Origin of the sequence: Photorhabdus sp. RM96S (genome assembly GCF_042879335.1) — a bacterium.
Lineage (GTDB): Bacteria > Pseudomonadota > Gammaproteobacteria > Enterobacterales > Enterobacteriaceae > Photorhabdus > Photorhabdus kayaii.
In genome coordinates, this window is the sequence record NZ_JBHFKT010000007.1 from 64558 (window position 1) to 81589 (window position 17032).

Genomic DNA, 17032 nt, shown 5'->3' on the forward strand with positions numbered 1-17032 from the left:
TTTAGAACAGAAAGTTTTCTGACTTTATCAACCGATAAAGCCATTATTCACACAAAAAATGATGGTAATTATGCTATGTCATATGCAAATGGTCGGTTCATTGTAAGACCTAGGTAACTTTACCTAATAATCCTAATGGGGGTTAATAATGAAAGGACTTGGTTATCTTCTACTGAGCGTTGGTATCATATGGATCTTAGTGGCTTTTAATATGGACATAAATATTTTATCACAATACGGCAACAAATTTAACAAAATAGAACCAATTTCTTCACAACAAAATCATATCCTAATTGGCGCATTCATCACGCTTTACGGACTAATTATGATTATATCCAGTAAAAATCAGCGGTTATTAGAGTCTATATACAGAAGTTATACTAAGGAGATTACTGGGTTCAATTCAGAGGAGGTATTTATACCTACACCGATGCAAAACTCAGATTACTTAAAACGAGCTAATAATTACCGCCATTATGATTTTATCGACAAATATTCAAATACCCTTGAAAAGAGAGTAGTTGAATTTTGTAAGTTATGTTCATCCTATATTGAAGAAGTAAATCATAATGGCGGTGATAAAGAGGCAGCTAAACGCAAAGTGGTATCAATGATTGATACGATTTCCTCGCATTTAAAAGAGAAGCAATCAAAAGAATTTAAAAAATTATGTGAATTTCACATTCATTTATAAATACAATCCCCGCTTCACACACTGGCGGGGACTTACTTAATTGAACATTCCGTTGTTATTATGAAGAAAGCTTATTCATAATAAATACAAAGCAAGTGGTTGATTATCTAAAGCAGTATATGCCCTATGGATTTCAAGTTGCATCGCGACGGCAAGGGAACGAATCCCCGGGAGCATAGATAACTATGTGACCGGGGTTAGTGAGTGCAGCCAACAAAGAGGCGGCTTGAAAGATGACGGGTATAAAATAATATCCTTGCATCATGAGACCATTTATAGATTGATTTATAAAAATAAAATAGATGGAGGTGACTAACCGTACACACCGCAAGCAAGGCTCAACACTTTTCCACTCTTTTCTTCTGCCAGGTGGTACATCAACCCCAACCTCGCTAAAATCGCATTATTATCAGTAATATTACAGGCATTACCGTGAAAAATTCTGCTATTTGTACCGCAACCCTAAGTTGGAATGATCAAGGTACTCCGATTTCAACACAGTTTGATGACGTTTACTTCTCAAATCAGGATGGGCTGGAAGAAACCCGTTATGTATTTCTCAACGGTAACCGCTTCCCCCAACGATTCTGCACGCATTCCCGTTCTAGTTGTGTAATCGCGGAAACCGGCTTCGGAACGGGATTAAATTTTCTGACGCTCTGGCAAGCATTTGATGCATTTCGACAGCAAGATCCTGATACGCCATTGAAACGTCTACATTTCATCAGTTTTGAGAAGTATCCACTGAAAACCAACGACTTAAAAGCCGCACATCAACGCTGGCCTGAGCTTGAGATTTTTTCGCAGCAACTTTGCCAACAATGGCCTCAACCACTGGCAGGCTGCCACCGATTGATTATGGCAAATGGCGCTGTCACATTGGATTTATGGTTTGGTGACGTCAATGATCTGTTACCAACAATGGGTTCTAGTCTTCACGGCAAAGTAGATGCCTGGTTTTTAGATGGCTTTGCGCCTGCCAAAAACCCGCAAATGTGGAGTGAACAGTTGTTTGCTGCAATGGCGCAATTTGCTCATCCAGAAGGCACTTTTGCAACCTTTACTTCTGCGGGTATTGTCCGTCGTGGTTTACAACAAGCCGGTTTTAATGTCAGCAAAGTCAAAGGATTTGGCCGCAAAAGAGAAATGCTGACTGGGACTCTGGCAACTCAGAAATATCAGCCGTTACCTGCGCCTTGGTTTGCCCGGCCGTCAGCAAGTTGCACCAATGATATCGCCATTATCGGCGGCGGGATTGCCAGTATTTTCACCGCACTCGCGCTACTGCGTCGTGGAGCGCAGGTGACTCTTTATTGTCAGGATACAACCCCGGCACAAGGTGCATCCGGTAATCGCCAAGGAGCACTTTACCCATTACTTAACGGTAATAATAACGAACTCGAAAAATTCTTTACCCCGGCATTTACCTTTGCCCGCCGCCAGTATGAGCAGCTATCAGCGCAAGGAATTGATTTCGACCACCAATGGTGTAGTGTCAGCCAACTTGCTTATGATGAAAAAAGTAGCAGGAAAATTGAGAAAATTCTGGCAACAGAATGGCCGAATGAACTCGCCATCGGCATGAATTGTCACCAGTTGAGTGAAAAATGTGGGTTGGATATTCATCACCACGGCATTCACTATCCACAGGGCGGATGGCTATGCCCGGCTGAACTCACAAAAGCAGCAACAGCATTGGCACAACAGCAAGGCATGCTCTGTCGCTTCAATCATCAAGTTACCGCGCTTAATCACAACCAACATGGCTGGCAACTGCATCTGATGCATCAAGGGCAATCGTTAAACACACAGCACAAAACGGTGGTGATTGCTAACGGTCATCATCTACCCCAGTTTGAACAAACCGAGAAACTGCCGGTAACTGCTGTACGTGGTCAAGTCAGCCACATCCCAACCACAGCTGATCTGAGCCAATTGCAAAATGTGCTTTGCTATGATGGTTATATGACACCAGCTAATCCAGCCAATCAACACCACTGTATCGGCGCCAGTTATCAGCGTTATCGGCTTGATAGTGAATATTCTGAAACAGAACAACAAGAAAACCGTGATCGATTGCTGAAATGTTTACCTAATGCCGAATGGGTAAACCAAGTTGATGTTTCTGCTAAACAATCCCGCCAAGGTATTCGCTGCGTTGTTCGGGACCACATGCCAATGGTGGGAAATGTGCCGGATCTCAATAAGATAATGACAGATTATCAAGATTTGCCAGAAAAAATCCGCACAAGGAGTCCCATCATAGATGCACCTTGTTATTCCAATCTGTTTGTTATCGGGGCATTAGGTTCCCGTGGATTATGCTCTGCGCCACTCAGTGCAGAAATTCTTGCAGGGCAGATCTTTGATGAGCCATTACCACTGGATAATGAAACACTGGCGGCCCTTCACCCAAACCGTTTCTGGATCAGAAAACTACTGAGAGGCCGTAAATTGAAAAGCTATTAAGGAACCGCGCCGCAAGTTGTTAGATATTCATATGAATTTTGGTAGCACAGTTCGTTTTCTGCCTCTTAATAAAATTATTGAGTTTTAGCATTATCCAATAGGCGCTGCCAGGTATTAAGAACAAGAACCTGATCCGGTGGCGCCAGTTCCCCAGCTTTAATCGCATTTTGGATACTTTCTTCAACACGGTCATGAAGCTGTTCAGCCGTATGCGCACCTTCCTGCTCCAATTCTGCCACCGCTAAAGTAAGATGCCCACGGAGATAACCACCAGCAAACAATTCATCATCACTGGCACGATCTACCATGTCATCAATTTGCGCCAAAATACGCGTTTCAAACTCAGCGAGCATTATTTTTCCTCAAATTCAGTATTCTCAATCTGCGAATATATCTTCCGGATAGGGAAAATGTTCCGCTTTCAATGGGGGCGTATTGTAGAACGAGTGCAACCCCTGAATAAAGCACTCCGCTCTTGCAGGTATCCCCTGCGCTAAATAATCCATGATCTGAGCATGAACTTTACGCTGAAAAGCTAATCTGTCAGGTTCAAAATCCCCTTCAAGATTGTCACAACTGACATTAAACGGAAAACCTGCCGCAGTACAAAACAACCAATCAAGTGCCTGTGGTTTAATTTCTACTTTTTCAAATTCACTTTGCGTCTGTGCATCACGCCCATCCGGGCAATACCAATAACCAAAATCCACTAGCTTACGACGCTCTTTACCCGCAATGCACCAATGAGCAATTTCATGTAATGCACTGGCATAGAAACCATGAGCAAACACAATCCGGTTATAGGAGACCTCTTCATCTGCTGGCAGATAAATAGGTTCATTATCACCTTTAACCAAACGGGTGTTGTATTCATCACCAAAACAGCGATTAAAAATATCAATAAGTTGTTGATAGTTATGCGTTATCATGAATTAAAAACAAGATCCTGAATCAAAAATAAAATGCTAGCCAGCTACGGATCGTATCGCCGTGATTATCATTCAGTAGCTTAATACTCATCAAAAAAGAGATAATGACAATCATAGGGCGAATCAATTTTTGCCCATGGGTCAAAACCAAACTTGCGCCTAACCGCGCGCCAATCACCTGCCCTGCCAACATCACAAGGCCCAATATCCACAAAACTTGACCGCCAAGGATAAAAAGCGCCAGTGAACCTATATTAGAAGCAAAGTTCAGTACCTTAGCATGCGCGGTGGATTTTGCCAGGTTATAGCCGCACAGCACGACATAAGCTAATGCATAAAATGAGCCAACACCGGGGCCAAATATGCCGTCATATAAACCAAGCCCACTCCCGATAAACAAGGCAAAAGCCACAGGCGTCAAGCGACGATGGCTATCTTCCATACCAATGGCTGGCGTCAAAAGGAAATAAAGACCAATGATAATGACCAGAACCGGTAATAGCTGACAGAGAAAATCTGGCTTTATAAACTGGACAATAATCGCACCAGCCATTGAACCAAGTAATGTCATCAGTATGGCAAAGCGTTGAGATTTGAGATCAACCTCACCGTAACGAACAAAATAGAGGCTGGCAGAGAAGGAGCCTCCCACTGCCTGCAACTTGTTGGTCGCCAACGCCTGCACCGGAGAGACACCAACGGATAACAGCGCTGGGATGGTCAATAGACCGCCACCACCCGAAATCGAGTCAATAAACCCAGCCATCACTGCAACCAAAAAGAGCAGAACGTAAACTTCCCCACCTAATGACAATAACCAGTCCATATTTCATCCCATCAAAAGAAACCGCTTATCAACATTAAGCTACCCATTTCAGTCTCTGGAATTTTCAAGGCTAGCTTCATTCTCAAATTCACCAGCGAGGAAGGCTGGATTCGACATCAGCACACTGCGCCCGCTGGCGTAATAGGTGATCCATCAGCACAATCGCCATCATAGCTTCTGCAATCGGTACAGCACGGATACCAACACAAGGATCATGGCGACCACGAGTGACCATTTCCACTTCTTCACCCTGACGGTTAATCGTTTTACCTGGCACCATGATGCTAGAAGTTGGCTTCAACGCAATATGAGCAACAATTGGTTGGCTACTGCTAATACCCCCCAGAATTCCTCCCGCATGATTACTGGTGAATCCCCGAGCAGTTATTTCATCTCTGTTTTCGCTGCCACGTAAATTGATAACACCAAAACCATCACCAATTTCAACACCTTTTACTGCATTAATACTCATCAGCGCATGAGCAATATCAGCATCAAGGCGGTCGAAAACCGGTTCTCCCAAACCAGCAGGAACATTTTCCGCGACAACCGTCACTTTCGCGCCAATAGAATCGCCCGCCTTTTTCAGTTCACGCATCAGGGCATCAAGTTGTTCAAGTTTGGTCTCATCAGGACTGAAAAATGGGTTTTGTTCCACCTGTTCCCAATCTTTCAATTGGCAATGGATATTACCCATTTGGGTCAAGCAAGCACGGACACGAATGCCATATTTATCCAGTAAATATTTTTTCGCTATTGCACCTGCCGCAACACGCATTGCCGTTTCGCGAGCAGAAGAACGGCCACCACCACGATAGTCGCGGATACCGTATTTCTGTTCATAAGTGTAATCGGCATGGCCCGGACGAAATACATCTTTAATAGCGCTGTAATCCTGAGAACGCTGGTCAGTATTTTCAATGAGTAAACCGATACTGGTGCCAGTGGTTACCCCTTCAAATACACCAGAAAGAATGCGAACCTGATCCGGCTCACGGCGCTGCGTTGTATAACGGGAAGTTCCCGGACGACGCCTATCTAAATCAACTTGCAAATCAGCTTCTGTGATTGCAATGCCCGGTGGCACACCATCGACAATACATCCCAACGCCAAACCGTGAGATTCGCCAAAAGTGGTGACCCGGAAAAATTGCCCGATACTATTTCCCGCCATCCCAATTCCTTCCTGTTAACCGTTCTTTTATTTAACTCTGCCCGTTTTGCATTATTACCGCAGCTACCAGACTATTCAATTATTCAATTATTCAATTATTCAATTATTCAATTATTCAATCTTTGAATAAGCGAAAATGTTCGTGATGTTCAACCAACTGTTGACGTGTCAACATAAATACGCCGTCACCACCATATTCAAATTCCAACCAAGTAAATGGCACATCAGGATATTGTTCAATCAAATGCACCATACTGTTACCAACCTCACAAATCAACACGCCTCGTTCAGTAAGAAAATTTGGCGCAGTTGCCAGAATACGGCGTGCCAGTTTCAAACCATCCGAACCTGCCGCCAAACCCAGCTCAGGCTCACGGCGAAACTCTTCCGGCAAGTCGCTCATATCCTCGGCATCGACATAAGGCGGGTTCGTGACAATAAGATCGTATTTAACCGGTGGCATATCGCGGAACAGATCAGAACGAATCGGAATGACCCGGTGGTCAAGGCTGTGATTCTGAATATTCTGTTCAGTTACGGCCAGCACATCTGCGGAAATATCCACCGCATCTATTTCCGCTTCCGGGAAAACATATGCACAGGCAATGGCAATACAACCACTACCCGTGCAGAGATCGAGGATATTAGCGGGTTGGTCAGGGATCAATCCTGCAAATTCATTATTAATTAATTCACCAATCGGTGAACGCGGAACCAAAACCCGTTCATCAACATAAAATTCATGACCACAAAACCAGGCTCTGTTAGTCAAATAAGCAACTGGAATACGCTCATTAATACGGCGCAGTACCCGTTCAACAATACGATGACGTTCAGTTGATGTCAGTCGCGTGGTTAGCATCTCTTGTGGGATATCCAACGGCAAAAACAGTGATGGAAGAACCAGTTGCAGTGCCTCATCCCAGGGATTGTCTGTACCGTGCCCGTAATAAATATTCGCCGCATTAAACCGGCTAACAGACCAGCGCAACATATCCTGAATGGTATATAACTCAGCTACTGCCTCATCGATAAAAATCTTGTCCAAAAGCGCCTCCAACCCTGCAAATTCATTAGCCTGTTAGTTTGCCACGATCATTGAGACAAATCAGCTTTATATCAGGTTAATGATATAGAATTTTAAGTACTAATGTTAAGCGAACAATGAATTAAGGAATGACAACTAAAAAGGCAACCCAGATATTTTATCGTAAATTTTTAATTAATTTTCGGGGCAAACCGTCTTATTCAACAACAAGACGGTTTGGTTTCTACCTATTTAACACCGTGTTTCTTTGGCTGATTGAGCGCTCACAATAATGACATTTTTTCGTATCCATAAATAATAGGCGGATATTAACAGCGCGATCCATACGCCTCCCACATAGAACGCAATTCGTGTCGCAGGGAAGTAACTGAGAACAGCAATAATAAATATCATAAATACGATGGTCAAAATCGGCGCAACAGGCCACATCGGTACTGGGAATTGTAATTTTTTTGCTTCTCCCGGTGACATTTTTCTGCGCATAGCAAATTGAGATAGCAAAATCATTAACCAGACCCACACAGTGGCAAAAGTCGCAATCGAAGCAACAATGACAAATATCTGTTTAGGGAGCAAATAATTGAGAACCACAGCACACAATAACGCCAATGTCATAACCATGATCGTCACCCAAGGCACACCGTTACGGCTTAAATGCATAAATTTTTTATGGGCTAATCCTTTCTCCGCCATACCATACATCATACGACCGGCACCAAAAATATCGCTGTTAATGGCCGAAATTGCCGCCGTAATGACGATAATATTCAGAATATTCGCTGCCGAACCAATGCCTAACCCCTGAAATATTGCGACAAATGGACTACCTTCTTGGCCGATACTGCTCCAAGGGTAAATTGCCATTAATACAAAAATAGTGAGTACATAAAACAGAAGAATACGAAACGGGATAGAGTTAATCGCTTGCGGGATCATTTTCGCCGGATTTTTAGCTTCACTGGATGTAATACCGATAATTTCGATACCACCGAAAGCAAACATCACAACAGCCAAAGACTCAATAATGCCCCTCAACCCATTAGGCATAAACCCTCCGTGTTGCCACAGATTTTGAACCCCCGTTGCCTGAAAATGGCCGCTAAAACCAAACAGAATAATACCGGTTCCGGCAATAATCATGGCGCTGATTGCAGCAACTTTCAGAATCGATAACCAGAATTCCATTTCGCCAAATACTTTGACTTTACAAAGATTGAGCGCGCCAATAATGAAAATAATACTAAGTACCCATATCCAACGCGGCACTTCCGGGTACCATAGCCCCATATAAATGCCAAAAGCAGTCACATCCGCCAGACAAACAATGATCATTTCGAAAGTATAAGTCCAGCCGGTAATAAATCCGGGTAACGGGCCTAAATATTGATGAGCGTAACTGGCGAAAGAGCCGGCATCCGGTCTGTAAACCGCCATTTCTCCTAAAGCACGCATAACCATAAAGACAGCAGCACCGCCCACTAAATAAGCTAACAATACCGCCGGACCGGCCATGTTTATTGCTTCAGCAGAACCATAAAAAAGACCTGTACCAATCGCAGAACCCAACGCCATAAACCGGATATGGCGTGCGTTGAGTCCTCGCTCTAGTTGTAATGAAGCTTGCATGATTTACCCTCTTATCTTTTATTATTGGGTTTTATGAGAAAGATAAATGTGACAATCAGGCCGGTCGGGCGCCGGCCATTGGTTGATTTAACAGTTATTTTTACTCTGTAATATCTGTCCAGAAGGAAGTAATGAGGAGAGATGTTGCTCAGATAATAATTTCACAGCAGCATTAATATCAGGTGCAAAGAAACGATCCTGATCGTAATAATCTACTTTCGCTCTCAAGATAACACGCGCTTCTTCCAAAATCGGGCTGCTTTTCAAGCCATTACGGAAATCGATCCCCTGGCAGGCAGATAACCATTCAATTGCCAGAATACCTCGGGTATTTTCTGCCATCTCCCATAAACGACGTCCCGCAGCCGGTGCCATTGATACATGATCCTCTTGATTGGCCGAAGTTGGTAAACTGTCAACACTCGCCGGGTGTGCCAATGCTTTATTTTCACTGGCAAGCGCCGCTGCCGTCACTTGTGCAATCATAAAACCTGAATTCACACCACCATTCTCAACCAGAAAAGGCGGAAGTTGTGACATATGTGAATCCATCAACAACGCAATACGTCGTTCTGACAATGCACCTATCTCTGCCAATACCAGAGCCAAATTATCAGACGCCATTGCAACAGGTTCAGCATGGAAGTTACCACCGGAAATCACTTCTCCCTGCTCAGCAAACACCAGTGGGTTATCAGATACGGCATTAGCTTCAGTCAGAATAACATCAGCAGCATGGCGCAACTGAGTCAGGCAAGCACCCATGACTTGTGGCTGACAACGTAATGAATAAGGGTCCTGTACCTTTGGGCAATTGATGTGAGAATCTGATAGTTCGCTGCTCTCCTCTAATACATGACGATACAATGCGGCAACATCGATCTGCCCCTGTTGCCCCCGTACCTCATGTACACGGGCATCAAATGGTTTGCGGGAACCCAATGCCGCCTCTACAGATAAAGAACCACAAACTATCGCTGCCGCCAACAGATCTTCTGCCTCAAATAACCCACGTAACGCAAAAGCCGTGGATACTTGGGTTCCGTTGAGTAACGCCAAACCTTCTTTAGCCGCTAATGTAATGGGTTGTAAATTGGCCTTTGCCAGCGCTTCTTTGGCTGGCAGCCATTCGCCCTGATAATGCGCTTGCCCTTCCCCAAGTAATAACAGGCTCATATGTGCCAACGGCGCTAAATCACCCGAAGCCCCCACCGATCCTTTACAGGGAATATGAGGATAAATTTCCGCATTGACTAACGCGATTAATGCTTGAATAACGGCGAGACGAATACCTGAGTAACCACGGGAGAGACTGTTAATTTTCAATACCATGATCAACCGGGTCATATTATCGTCCAACGCTTCACCGACCCCGGCAGCATGAGAGACGACAAGCGAACGCTGTAATTTTTCTAAATTATCTTCTTCAATTCGTGTACTGGCTAATAGCCCGAACCCGGTATTAATCCCATAGGCAATGCGATTTTCAGCAAGAATCGCATTAACACACTCCACGCTGTGTTCAATAGCAGGAAAAATTTGGCTATCCAGCGTGATTTTTATTGGTTGTAGATAAACCTGACGTAGCTCATCAAGGGTCAATTTGCCTGGATAAATAGTTAGCTGCTTCATAATGTTCCTTATTTTGTATTAAGCATCGGCAAGTCTAATCCTTGCTCTTTGGCACAATGGATAGCGATTTCATAACCTGCATCAGCATGACGCATAACCCCAGTGGCCGGATCGTTATGTAGCACCCGTGCTATACGTTCTGCGGCTTCATCAGTTCCATCACAAACAATCACCATACCGGCATGTTGTGAGAAACCCATGCCGACACCACCGCCATGATGCAGAGAAACCCAGGTAGCACCGCTGGCGGTGTTAAGTAAGGCGTTTAACAACGGCCAGTCCGAAACGGCATCAGAGCCATCACACATAGATTCGGTTTCGCGGTTCGGACTGGCTACAGAGCCGGAATCCAGATGGTCACGACCAATAACAATCGGTGCAGAAAGTTCTCCACTGCGTACCATTTCGTTAAAAGCTAACCCTAGCTTGGCTCGTTGCCCTAAACCAACCCAACAGATACGGGCAGGTAGACCCTGAAAGCTGATACGTTCCCTCGCCATATCTAGCCAATGATGCAAATGTTGATCATCGGGGAGTAATTCTTTAACTTTAGCGTCAGTTTTATAGATATCCTGTGGATCACCAGAAAGCGCTACCCAGCGGAAGGGCCCGATACCACGGCAAAATAACGGGCGAATATAAGTAGGAACAAAACCAGGAAAATCGAAAGCATTTTCTACGCCGACTTCATATGCCATTTGGCGAATGTTGTTGCCGTAATCAAAAACAGGAATGCCCTGTTGCTGGAAAATCAACATCGCCTTAACATGTTCTATCATTGAAGATTTTGCTGCTTTGATGACCTCTTCCGGTGCTGAAATAGCACGTTGGCGGTATTCTTCCCAACTCCAGTTTTTCGGTAGATAGCCATTGAGAGGATCGTGTGCACTTGTCTGGTCAGTGACCAAATCCGGGCGTACGCCACGACGGACTAATTCTGGCAAAATTTCAGCGGCATTACCGCACAGTGCGATAGAGATGGCTTTACCTTCCTGAGTATATTTTTCGATTCGAGCCAGGCCGTCATCCAGATCTTTCGCTTGTTCATCGACATAACCAGTACGCAGACGGAAATCAATCCTGCTTTGCTGGCACTCAATATTTAGCGAACACGCTCCAGCCAGTGTTGCAGCCAGCGGTTGTGCTCCCCCCATCCCTCCCAAACCAGCAGTTAACACCCAACGGCCCTGTAAATTACCGTTATAATGCTGGCGACCAGCTTCCACAAACGTTTCATAGGTGCCTTGAACAATTCCCTGGCTGCCAATGTAAATCCAGCTACCCGCCGTCATTTGGCCGTACATAGCCAGCCCTTTAGCATCCAGCTCGTTGAAGTGTTCCCAAGTCGCCCAGTGCGGCACCAAATTCGAATTTGCAATAAGTACCCGTGGGGCATTGCTATGGGTTTTAAATACCCCAACCGGCTTACCCGATTGGATTAACAACGTTTCATCGTCTTCCAACTCTTTCAGTGTTTCAATAATCTTGTCATAGCACTCCCAATTTCTAGCAGCCCGACCAATACCACCATACACCACCAGTTCATCAGAGTTTTCAGCAACTTCTGGATCAAGATTATTCATTAACATGCGCAGAGGAGCTTCGGTTAGCCAACTTTTGGCTGTTAATTGTGTTCCTCTGGGTGCCCGGATACCAACATTACGGAATTTACTATTTTGGGCGGTCACGGTCTGGCTCCTTTTGGTCTTTAGATATTTGCTAAATGTATAGTTGTACATACATGTATATTCAATAGACCAAACCATTAGCTAAAATGATAAATTTATGAGTTTATTGTTTTTATTTTCTTATGAATCAATTTGTTAATATTATTTTTCTCCAATTATCAAGGAATCATATTTTTCTTATTTTTGTGTTTATAATCACAAATTATTTACATTAATTTTACAAAAATATGATTTAAGGAAGGAAAGATTTTCCTAGTACTACAGCCATAACCCGTATTGCGTACCCAGATCATCCATTTTTCGATGATGGTATTCGATCGCTGGCCTCTCTTTTTTCAAAGCAGAACGAGTAATCATGACGGCATTACCTTGTCAGCAATTACATTGTCTGTATTTTACTCAACTTGACCACTGAGAAAATTTTTTAGCGCTATTTCGCCGAATTAATTGATTTATTCTTTATTCGTGATTAAAAAAACATTAGCGATCTTGCTCTAATTAAAAAGCTTGTTATACAATATATGCTAGCAATCATTGAAGATGCTTGGTTTTATACGAAATGGAGATCATTATTCTCGCTATGAAAATATTTATTACATCAGAACAAAAAATCAAACTTGAGCGTCTTCACGACACAACTCGTGATGGTCAAGTACGAGACAGAATAAAAGCTATCCTTCTGGCTTCTGAAGGGTGGAGTTCTGTGATGATAGCCCAGGCATTGCGACTCCATCAGACCACCGTTGACCGCCATATCGGTGATTACCTCAATCAGGGGAAACTTCAATCTGATAATGGGGGTCTGATAGTTTACTTTCTCGAAAGCAAACTGATTTTTTAATCGACCACTTATCTCAAAATCTTTTCCATCACACACATGAAATCGTGGCCTAAATTTCATTATTACGCTGCAAAAGACTATGATTATAGTAAGATAAATAAAGATAATAATAATTTCAGAAAGTAAATTTATAAGAATAAGGTTGGTGACAAATATGTGCGCTTGAATATATATACCCTATGGATTTCAAGATGCATCGCGGCGGCAAGGGAGTGAATCCCCGGCAGCATAGGTAACTATGTGACGGGGGTGAGCGAGTGCAGTCAACAAAGAGGCAACTTGAAAGATAACGGGTATATCAATATAACCTGATTATGGTTAACGGGGCTGGCATTGCTGACCCCGTCAGATTAATCTTACAACCGTAATCAATAATAAAAAGGTTATTTTGACTTAGCAAAAATCACTCTTTGGACAGAACACCTGTAACCGCTAATAAATACTTCCTTATCGAAATGAGCATTTAATCCCTAGCCAAACCACCAAACGCACAATCAATAACCTTATCGACAAATTCAGGTGTAACGAGAGAAAAAGAAACCATATATTTGTAGTAAATAGCACCGAAAATGCAGTCTAACAATAAGTCCCGATCAGTATGAGAAGAAATCTCTCCTCGCTCGATAGCATGTAAAATAATCTGCTTTCCTAACTGTCGTCGTGGTTCAAGCCAGCGCTGAATAAAAACCTCTCTCACCTCAGTATCGTACTGTGCTGATCCCAACAGATACCTGAACAGCAACCCGTGCTTACTTTGCAACACTTCAATAAGCTTTTTAATGGTAATCCGCATGGATTCTATCACCGGCATCTGTTTGTCATAAATAATTAGAGGTTCAATATCATCAAAGAAAGCATCCATTAAAACTGCTGATACATTCGGCCATCTACGATAAATAGTCGATTTCGCAACGCCTGAATACAAGGCAATATGGTTAATAGTAATATCTGCAATCCGTCCACTTTCAACGAGAACAAGTGCAGCATTCAACACAGCTTTTGTCGTGTCATTATCGCGTGGACGCCCACGTCTTAATGGGGATAGCCGCTCATTCTCACTCATAAATCGCTCCATTCATTGACAAATTAAGATACCCACAATTTGGTATTGACAAATAATATCAGAAAAGCAAGTTTAGATGCTCTATTTTCGATACTAGAAGTTTCGTATTTGATAAGGGTAATCGGAATAGAATGCTATTTCTAGCAAAAAACGGGATGTACTCCGTAAAACCGAACAAATAATTCAATGCTCAACTCATAGAAAATGTTCCCAGGAACATTAATTCTGACTAAAGAATGGAGGAGAGAAATGTCTGTATATGATGTCGCTGTTATTGGCGCTGGCCCAGCAGGTTTAGCTGCGGTACAGAAATTGAAAGGAAAAGGTTTACGAGTCGTACTAATCGATAATGGCAAAGCTATTCATGAACGCGATAAAGATAATCTCGTTGAGATAACCGAAGGACACGGTGGTGCAGGGCTGTTTTCTGACGGAAAATTCTCATTTTTTCCTTCTGCCAGTGCACTTTGGGAGTTACCAAATGAACTGGAATTACGGCAAGCTTATGAATGGACATGCACCACGCTAAACACATATGGTCTGGACACACCGCCATTCCCAACAAATCCCAAAGACTTTACAGTAGGTTCCGGGGAATGGGTATTAAAAGATTATCCCTCTAATTATATGTCTCTTGAAGATAGAATTAATCTTGTTGAAGATATGGTGCAAACGGCAGATGCAGATATCATCACACAAACTAAATTCCTGTCTTATAAATACGTCAAAAGAAAAGATGCTCTGATTATGAATTTAAGAGACAAAAATGCCAATACTTATCAAATTGAATGCCGACGAATCATTTTAGCTAGTGGAAGATTTGGTCCATTAGAGATTGCCAGTCTAGTTAAAAAACAATCTTTCAATCGGTTAGAAGTTGGGTTCCGCATTGAACAGCAAGAAGATTTGGCATTTTTTAAAAATATGAAGCAACTCGACCCGAAGTTAAAGTTTCGGTCGGATGATGGCGTTATTGAATGGCGTACTTTCTGTGCTTGCCGGGATGGCGAAACAGTATTAACAAAAACTCAAGATTTATGGACCGTTTCCGGTCATTCTGACGGCCCTTCTACAGGACGATCTAATGTTGGATTTAATACACGTATTCTTGATGAAGATATCGCGGACCGAACACTCAACAATGTTGTTTCTGCCATGAAGCAAAAGGATTCTTACTTTAGAATCAAAGTACAAGATATATTAGCAGGAAATGCTCACATAATTACACAGCTTGCATCTATTTACGGAGAAGAACTATTCGATAAGATGTTACAAGGATTGCGTAATATCATTAAAAAATTTCCCGAAATCGATCACGAAAATACGCATATCGTCGGGCCTACATTGGAAGGTGTCGGTTGGTACCCCAGTCTTGACGGCGATTTAAGCCTGGAAACTTCCCCTTATCCTGTATGGATTGCAGGTGACGCTTGTGGAATTTTCAGAGGTATTGTTGCTGCAATGATTAGTGGTCACTATGCCGCCTCAGCGGTTCTTAAAACCTTGGCAGTAGAAGCCGCCTAATTCGTGAGCTAACTGAATAAGCGGGGGATTACTAAGATAGGTAATCCCTATATGTTTACCATCACGAACAAACCTACCCTCCCCCTATAACGAAAAATTTACTTAGGTTTATTATGAAAGTATTACATGTTTTTGATATGGATGGCACTCTTCTCAGAGGAACCACAGCAAGTCTGGAAATTGCCCGTACAATGAATTGCCTGACAGAGCTTCATCTGCTGGAAAAACAATTTTCTCAAGGAGATATAGATACCAAGAAATTTGCCGCTGAATTACAACGTCTATGGTCAAACTTGCAGTACGCTGACGTTGCTAAAGTTTTTCATGCCTCACCGTGGATTGGAGGAATAAAAGAGGTTTTTGACGATATCAGAACCAAAGGTGAAATATCTATGGTCATTACCCTATCACCAGACTTCTTTGCCCAACATTTAAAAAATTTTGGGGTTGATATCGTTGTTGCATCAAATTTTCCTGCTTTACCTTTTCGTGAATCGATTGATCCAGAACAGATATTAACACCCGAAAGTAAATTACAGATAGTGAAAAAATATGTACAGGAACATGGGCTAAATTTGGAAAAATGTGTTGCCTATGGTGATTCTGGCTCTGACATCCCCTTATTTAATGCGCTTACCAATACGGTTGCCATAAATGGAACGGATAAAATACGTGAAATCGCATTAATCCATTATGAAGGTAATGATCTATGGCAACCCTATCAGCTCATACGGAAAAAAATCAGTTATGAGGATATAGCTATGAGTTGAAACGTCCTTTCAATTTATACCGATTACCGGGAAATAACAGCCTGGCACTGGAAACAGTGTAATGAGTCGACCAAGTTCGGCGACTAATTAACAAACAGGGAGCCCCTGACTCAATTTGCAACAACTTGCAGGATCGAGGATCGCCAGCAATAGCTTCCACAATGTGTTCACCTTCCGTTAGAGGTGCAATCATTGACAAATAATCGTGTGGCGTAAGTTTCGTAAAATCCTGTTGCAAATAATCAGGCACCGATTGAGCATTGACATAACGATCTTCTATTTGAACAGGAACATCGTTTTCATAATGGACAATAACCGAATGATAAATCGGCGTACCAATAATAATGTCCAATTCAGCGGCCTGTTTCACATCCGCATCCAGCTCGGATAATTTTAATATTTTACAGCGATGCTGATGAGAACGAGCTGAAATCTCATCAGCAATGCTGTGAATTTCGAACAGAGCGGATTGCCCCTTCGGTTCAGCGACAAACGATCCCACGCCTTGCAGCCGTACTAATAGCCCTTCAGCAGTCAACTCACGCAGTGCACGGTTAGCAGTCATACGGCTACAGTTAAACTGTTTAACCAATTCAGCTTCAGAAGGAACACGATCATTTGATTTCCATTCACCAGTGTAGATTTTTTCAATGATAGATTGTTTCACTTTGGCATACAGGGGCACAGGTTTGGCAAATGATCCTGATAAGTGCGTCGTCACAATAAATTCCTTATGCTGTAAAAATGT

The 17032-nt window shown here is 42.8% G+C and carries 15 protein-coding genes and 1 pseudogene; 6 read left to right on the plus strand and 10 right to left on the minus strand.

Annotated elements, in window-relative coordinates; all coding sequences use genetic code 11:
* Positions 1–148: 148 nt before the first annotated feature.
* The 3 genes from ACGF49_RS06220 (at position 149) to mnmC (ending at position 3163) form a co-directional block, all read left to right on the plus strand.
* Entirely contained in the window at positions 149–694 is a 546-nt protein-coding gene (locus ACGF49_RS06220) for a hypothetical protein (protein WP_113041751.1), read from the plus strand.
* Positions 695–881: 187 nt separating this feature from the next.
* Complete coding sequence (locus ACGF49_RS06225) at positions 882–1010, plus strand: hypothetical protein (protein WP_262405128.1); 129 nt, start codon at positions 882–884, stop codon at positions 1008–1010.
* A gap of 116 nt (positions 1011–1126) precedes the next feature.
* Complete coding sequence (gene mnmC, locus ACGF49_RS06230) at positions 1127–3163, plus strand: bifunctional tRNA (5-methylaminomethyl-2-thiouridine)(34)-methyltransferase MnmD/FAD-dependent 5-carboxymethylaminomethyl-2-thiouridine(34) oxidoreductase MnmC (RefSeq protein ID WP_387490149.1); 2037 nt, start codon at positions 1127–1129, stop codon at positions 3161–3163.
* Positions 3164–3237: 74 nt separating this feature from the next.
* On the opposite strand, the gene ACGF49_RS06235 is transcribed toward mnmC, so the two are convergent.
* The 8 genes from ACGF49_RS06235 to hutU all read right to left on the minus strand — a co-directional run bounded on the left by ACGF49_RS06235 (position 3238) and on the right by hutU (position 12086).
* Positions 3238–3516 carry a YfcL family protein gene (locus tag ACGF49_RS06235; protein ID WP_228901095.1) on the minus strand — a complete coding sequence of 93 codons (279 nt, stop codon included), beginning with the start codon at positions 3514–3516 and terminating at the stop codon, positions 3238–3240.
* A gap of 24 nt (positions 3517–3540) precedes the next feature.
* Positions 3541–4092: an elongation factor P hydroxylase gene (locus tag ACGF49_RS06240; RefSeq protein WP_228901096.1), complete on the minus strand. Its 552-nt coding sequence runs from the start codon at positions 4090–4092 to the stop codon at positions 3541–3543.
* 22 nt (positions 4093–4114) lie between these two features.
* Complete coding sequence (locus tag ACGF49_RS06245) at positions 4115–4918, minus strand: sulfite exporter TauE/SafE family protein (protein WP_228901097.1); 804 nt, start codon at positions 4916–4918, stop codon at positions 4115–4117.
* A gap of 88 nt (positions 4919–5006) precedes the next feature.
* Complete coding sequence (gene aroC / locus ACGF49_RS06250) at positions 5007–6092, minus strand: chorismate synthase (protein WP_113041747.1); 1086 nt, start codon at positions 6090–6092, stop codon at positions 5007–5009.
* Positions 6093–6207: 115 nt separating this feature from the next.
* Positions 6208–7140 carry a 50S ribosomal protein L3 N(5)-glutamine methyltransferase gene (prmB, locus tag ACGF49_RS06255; RefSeq protein ID WP_113041746.1) on the minus strand — a complete coding sequence of 311 codons (933 nt, stop codon included), beginning with the start codon at positions 7138–7140 and terminating at the stop codon, positions 6208–6210.
* Between the two features lie 231 nt (positions 7141–7371).
* Positions 7372–8766 (minus strand): amino acid permease, encoded by a 1395-nt coding sequence (locus tag ACGF49_RS06260; protein WP_228901100.1) that lies wholly within the window; start codon positions 8764–8766, stop codon positions 7372–7374.
* A gap of 87 nt (positions 8767–8853) precedes the next feature.
* Positions 8854–10398, minus strand: coding sequence for a histidine ammonia-lyase (gene hutH, locus ACGF49_RS06265; RefSeq protein ID WP_387490155.1), 1545 nt, complete (start codon positions 10396–10398; stop codon positions 8854–8856).
* A gap of 8 nt (positions 10399–10406) precedes the next feature.
* Positions 10407–12086 carry a urocanate hydratase gene (gene hutU / locus ACGF49_RS06270; RefSeq protein ID WP_228901103.1) on the minus strand — a complete coding sequence of 560 codons (1680 nt, stop codon included), beginning with the start codon at positions 12084–12086 and terminating at the stop codon, positions 10407–10409.
* A 580-nt stretch (positions 12087–12666) separates the two neighbouring features.
* Between hutU and ACGF49_RS06275 the strand changes: the two are divergent.
* A pseudogene (locus ACGF49_RS06275) lies at positions 12667–12977 on the plus strand (helix-turn-helix domain-containing protein); the annotation flags it as partial.
* Positions 12978–13390: 413 nt separating this feature from the next.
* Here ACGF49_RS06275 and ACGF49_RS06280 read toward each other — a convergent pair.
* Complete coding sequence (locus ACGF49_RS06280) at positions 13391–13990, minus strand: TetR/AcrR family transcriptional regulator C-terminal ligand-binding domain-containing protein (protein WP_158536518.1); 600 nt, start codon at positions 13988–13990, stop codon at positions 13391–13393.
* 249 nt (positions 13991–14239) lie between these two features.
* On the opposite strand from ACGF49_RS06280, the gene ACGF49_RS06285 reads away from it, so the two are divergent.
* Positions 14240–15514 (plus strand): FAD-dependent oxidoreductase, encoded by a 1275-nt coding sequence (locus ACGF49_RS06285; protein WP_158536517.1) that lies wholly within the window; start codon positions 14240–14242, stop codon positions 15512–15514.
* A gap of 113 nt (positions 15515–15627) precedes the next feature.
* A complete protein-coding gene (locus ACGF49_RS06290; RefSeq protein WP_113041741.1) occupies positions 15628–16284 on the plus strand; it encodes an HAD family phosphatase in 657 nt (218 codons plus the stop codon).
* On the opposite strand, the gene hutC is transcribed toward ACGF49_RS06290, so the two are convergent.
* Positions 16274–17005, minus strand: coding sequence for a histidine utilization repressor (hutC, locus tag ACGF49_RS06295; RefSeq protein WP_228901105.1), 732 nt, complete (start codon positions 17003–17005; stop codon positions 16274–16276). The two genes, ACGF49_RS06290 and hutC, sit on opposite strands and share 11 nt — an antisense overlap.
* Positions 17006–17032: the final 27 nt, after the last annotated feature.

Coding starts and splice junctions, on each gene's coding strand:
- ACGF49_RS06280 (WP_158536518.1), bottom strand. CDS start 13,990: ATGAGTGAGAATGAGCGGCTATCCCCATTAAGACGTGGGCGTCCACGC.
- ACGF49_RS06235 (WP_228901095.1), bottom strand. CDS start 3,516: ATGCTCGCTGAGTTTGAAACGCGTATTTTGGCGCAAATTGATGACATG.
- hutH (WP_387490155.1), bottom strand. CDS start 10,398: ATGAAGCAGCTAACTATTTATCCAGGCAAATTGACCCTTGATGAGCTA.
- ACGF49_RS06290 (WP_113041741.1), top strand. CDS start 15,628: ATGAAAGTATTACATGTTTTTGATATGGATGGCACTCTTCTCAGAGGA.
- ACGF49_RS06245 (WP_228901097.1), bottom strand. CDS start 4,918: ATGGACTGGTTATTGTCATTAGGTGGGGAAGTTTACGTTCTGCTCTTT.
- aroC (WP_113041747.1), bottom strand. CDS start 6,092: ATGGCGGGAAATAGTATCGGGCAATTTTTCCGGGTCACCACTTTTGGC.
- ACGF49_RS06220 (WP_113041751.1), top strand. CDS start 149: ATGAAAGGACTTGGTTATCTTCTACTGAGCGTTGGTATCATATGGATC.
- ACGF49_RS06260 (WP_228901100.1), bottom strand. CDS start 8,766: ATGCAAGCTTCATTACAACTAGAGCGAGGACTCAACGCACGCCATATC.
- ACGF49_RS06285 (WP_158536517.1), top strand. CDS start 14,240: ATGTCTGTATATGATGTCGCTGTTATTGGCGCTGGCCCAGCAGGTTTA.
- ACGF49_RS06240 (WP_228901096.1), bottom strand. CDS start 4,092: ATGATAACGCATAACTATCAACAACTTATTGATATTTTTAATCGCTGT.